This is a genomic window from Sphingorhabdus sp., from assembly GCF_023910635.1.
Lineage (GTDB): Bacteria > Pseudomonadota > Alphaproteobacteria > Sphingomonadales > Sphingomonadaceae > Sphingorhabdus_B.
Genome location: NZ_JAAVVZ010000052.1, coordinates 1 through 3,719, shown reverse-complemented (window position 1 = coordinate 3,719; position 3,719 = coordinate 1). Strand labels below are relative to the sequence as shown.

General features: G+C 53.3%; 4 protein-coding genes. All 4 read left to right on the top strand.

Going from position 1 to position 3,719, the window contains the following annotated elements; all coding sequences use genetic code 11:
* Positions 1 to 118 precede the first annotated feature (118 nt).
* Positions 119 to 1,273: an HD domain-containing phosphohydrolase gene (locus HEQ34_RS13910; RefSeq protein ID WP_296201492.1), complete on the top strand. Its 1,155-nt coding sequence runs from the start codon at positions 119 to 121 to the stop codon at positions 1,271 to 1,273.
* Between the two features lie 169 nt (positions 1,274 to 1,442).
* Positions 1,443 to 3,317 (top strand): cache domain-containing protein, encoded by a 1,875-nt coding sequence (locus HEQ34_RS13905; RefSeq protein ID WP_296201490.1) that lies wholly within the window; start codon positions 1,443 to 1,445, stop codon positions 3,315 to 3,317.
* Positions 3,250 to 3,411 (top strand): 23S rRNA (pseudouridine(1915)-N(3))-methyltransferase RlmH, encoded by a 162-nt coding sequence (locus tag HEQ34_RS14485; RefSeq protein ID WP_366934875.1) that lies wholly within the window; start codon positions 3,250 to 3,252, stop codon positions 3,409 to 3,411. The genes HEQ34_RS13905 and HEQ34_RS14485 overlap by 68 nt, the downstream gene beginning before the upstream one ends.
* Positions 3,412 to 3,473: 62 nt before the next feature.
* Positions 3,474 to 3,719: hypothetical protein (locus HEQ34_RS13900; RefSeq protein ID WP_296201488.1), on the top strand; the 246-nt coding region annotated here is incomplete at its 3' end.

Here is a 3,719-nt window from a genome sequence, read left to right as displayed (position 1 = left end):
GGGCCGAGTTCACTCGCAAGTTAGAGCACGCCGCCTTGAAGCCGTGACGGCAAATTAAGAAGGGCACTGACACTGTCGCTGCCTTCTTCCGAATGCAGCAAATTCGGATCATGGTCTGTTGGCTGGCGCGCCACTCAACGGCTGCGTTTTGACGGTGCGTTCGGCGCTCAAGGCCTATCGCGATCTCAAAACCATCGATCTGAACCGGATCGGCCTGTCACGCGTGCTCAATGCCGCGCCTGATCTTTACCGGATTTCCAATGCCTCGCTCAATGGTTTCTTTGAAGGCGTGCTGACGCAGATAGTCGGCCTCTGCAATCTCAACGACATGAGCTTCATTTCGACGATTGACGGCTTGATCGCCACGATAGACGGGCAAAACGTCAACGTAATGGCGACCACCGGGCCAATGACCGATCCGACGCGCTTCGACGAAATTCGCAAACAATGTGCCGTTGCTGTGACCAGCGGCAATTTGCCGGAACGAATTCGTCAGGATGGCGTTGTAATTCCGCTCAACATTGGGCCCAACCCGGTCGGTTTTGTCTATGTCGAGCCGACCCGTGATCTTTCTTCCGCCGACCTTGATTTGCTCAAGGTGATGGCGCAGCAGTGTTCTAGCGCGCTGGAAAATCTGCGCCTGCATATTGATCTGCAAGGTGCTTACGACAACGCTATCGACATGCTGGCAGAAATTGCCGAATTCAAGGATAAAACGACAGGCCAGCATATTCACCGGATCGACAATTACACGCGTCTGGTTGCGTTGGAGCTTGGCGTGTCCGAGACAGAGGCGGCGTTGTTTGGCAAAGCCAGTCGCTTGCACGATGTCGGCAAGATCGGCATACCTGATGAAATTCTGCGCAAGCGCGGCAAGCTGACGCCCGAAGAATTTACGGTCATGAAAACGCACGTCAACATTGGCGCCAGCATCCTTTCGCACGATCCGTCGCTGGCCATTGCCCGCGAAGTGGCGCTGTCGCACCATGAGCGCTGGGATGGCGGCGGCTATCCAACCGGGCAACCTTCAATTAACACGCCCTTGCTGACCCGCATTGTTTCGGTGGTCGATGTCTTTGATGCTCTGGTCAGCCGTCGCCCCTACAAGGACGCATGGAGCGTTGCTGACGCGGCTGCCAATATTGAAGCCGCAGCGGGCGGCCAGTTTGATCCGACGGTTGTTACTGCCTTCCTCAAGCTGCTGCGCCAGGATGCTTTCGCCGATTTGCTGGCGATGGTGCACGCCGACAATCAAACCCCGGTAGGTCACTAAACGCTGTTTACCTTCAGGAAACCTTCCTGAAGGGCGCAGTCGACTGAAAAAAATCAGGCTATTTTTGGCGTCGACCGTAACAATGTTAATTTTTCCGTGATTATTACTTTTGGCAGATCTACAATAGTCTAAAAGGGCTACCGCAAGTTTTGCGGATCAAGGGATGGTCATGCAATTTGTCGCTAACGAAAAGTCAGTGCCAAGGATCCATTTAATTGGCACCGTCGTCATGGCTTTGTTATTGACGCTGGCCCTGGCTGCGTTCTTCTCCTGGCAGAACATTGTCGAGCGTCGGGAGTCCTTTGCCCGCATCGAGCAGGGCGTGACCGAACAAGTTAAAGCGCGCGTCACTGCGGAATTGGACCGGTCGCTTCAGTACATTGAGTTCACGCGATCGCGCGGCGAAATGGTCTTGCGCCAGAGTCTTGTGTTGCAAGTCGACACTGCTTTTCAGATTGCGCAGGCGATCTACGATAAAGAATCCCCCAAGCGGCCGGTGGCCGAAGTCAAACAGCTCATAGTCGAAGCCTTGCGCCCGGTTCGCTTTTACGAGGGGCGTGGTTACTACTTTATCGACGACATGGCCGGCCAGTTCATTCTGCTGCCAACGGCGCCGCAGCTAGAAGGCAAAACCATTCTCGACAACAAGGATGACACCGGGCATTTCATCATGCGCGGTTTGATCGAGGCAGCGGGCAAGCCGGATGGCGAGGGTTTCTCGCGTTATCGCTGGTACATGCCGGATGATCCGAAAAAAATGTCGGACAAACTCGCCTACGTCCGCCGTTTTGCCCCCTACGACTGGCTGATCGGCACCGGCGACTACACCTACAAATGGGATCAGTTGCAGCAACAGGAGGCGATTGCCCGATTGCGTTCCGTCCGCTTTGGGGAGACGGGCTATATCGCCCTGGTCAGCCGGGATGGGGTTTCGCTGATTTCTCCTACTGACAAATCGCTGGAGGGCCTTGCTGCCAAAGATATGCCAGCCGTTCAGCAGGCTGCATTGAACATACTGGTCGACAAAGCCAAAGCTGGTGGCGGGTTTGTTAGCTACGAATGGCCGCACCCGGAAACCGGCAAGCTGGCAACCAAAACTGCGCTGGTTCGTACGGTGGAGCCTTGGGGCTGGATCGTCGTGGCAACCATGTTTAATTCCGAGCAGCAGACGGCGCTTGATGCTGAGATAGAAAATTACGGAAAAGACTCCACTCAGCGTTCGGTCAATCTGTTGTTGGCCATTTTGGGGGCGCTTGGTATTGCCCTGGCCGGATCGCTGCTCTTTTCAGGCTGGTCCAAGCGTTTGTTTGCAACTTACCACCAGCAAAACCTCGAACAGCAGGCTGCCCTGCAGGCCAGTGAACAAAAACTGGCGATTATTCTTGATAGTGTTGCGGCCTTTATCTACATCAAGGGCCCCGACTACCGATACCTTTACGCCAATCGGCAGGTGCAGGCTTTGTTTGGCAAGTCGATGGAAGAAATTGTTGGCTTTGGCGACGAGGTGTTTTTCAATCAGGAAACGGCGAACAATATTCGCAGCAATGATAGGCGCGTGTTTGAGCAGGGCGAGCGGGTCGCTGAAGAAGAGATCAATACCAGCATCGACGGCAAAGTAACCAGCGCCTATGTTTCGGTCAAGTTGCCACTACGCGATAGCGAGGGAACTGTTTACGCGCTGTGCGGCATTTCGACCGATATCACTTCGCGCAAGCAGGCGGAAGCGGAGTTGGAGCAGCACCGCCACCATCTTGAAGCGCTGGTCAGTTCGCGCACGGCAGAGTTGGCCGAGGCCAAGGAGGCTGCCGAGGCGGCGAGTCGCGCCAAGAGTACTTTCCTGGCCAATATGAGCCACGAAATCCGGACGCCGATGAATGCCATCTTAGGCCTTGCGCATTTGTTGCTGAAGGATGCTCAGGAACCGAAAGCACGCGACCAGTTGGGTAAGTTGTCGGATTCAGGCAAGCATTTGCTCGGTGTCATCAACAATATTCTCGATTTCTCTAAGATCGAGGCGGGCAAACTGGTGCTGGAAACTATCTGATTGCACATTCCCGCATCAAGTAGTACGTCTGCTTGTACTTGAACAGATCTATCGAAGTTTTAAGATACTCGCCGGTCAAACCTATCATAAATGACAGCCAAATGGCTGTTTTTTTACACTTATTGTGGCGTATAATAATACTATAGGGGTGAAAATATGGACATTGCAATACATAAGTTGGATGTGGATCGGATCGATGATTATCTGAAGTTTTTCGAAGAACGAGCGTTTTCGGATAATCCGGATTGGGCAGGTTGTTACTGTGTGTACAGTCACTGTGAACGAGAAACTTGGTCGAAGCGCTCTGTTACGCAAAACCGCACCGATAGCATCGAATGGATTAAAAAAGGGATTCTGAACGGATATCTGGCTTACGGAAATAACAGTGTTGTCGGTTGGATG

Excerpts from the sequence above, each read along its gene's own strand:
- HEQ34_RS13905 (WP_296201490.1), top strand. The coding sequence starts at position 1,443 with ATGCAATTTGTCGCTAACGAAAAGTCAGTGCCAAGGATCCATTTAATT.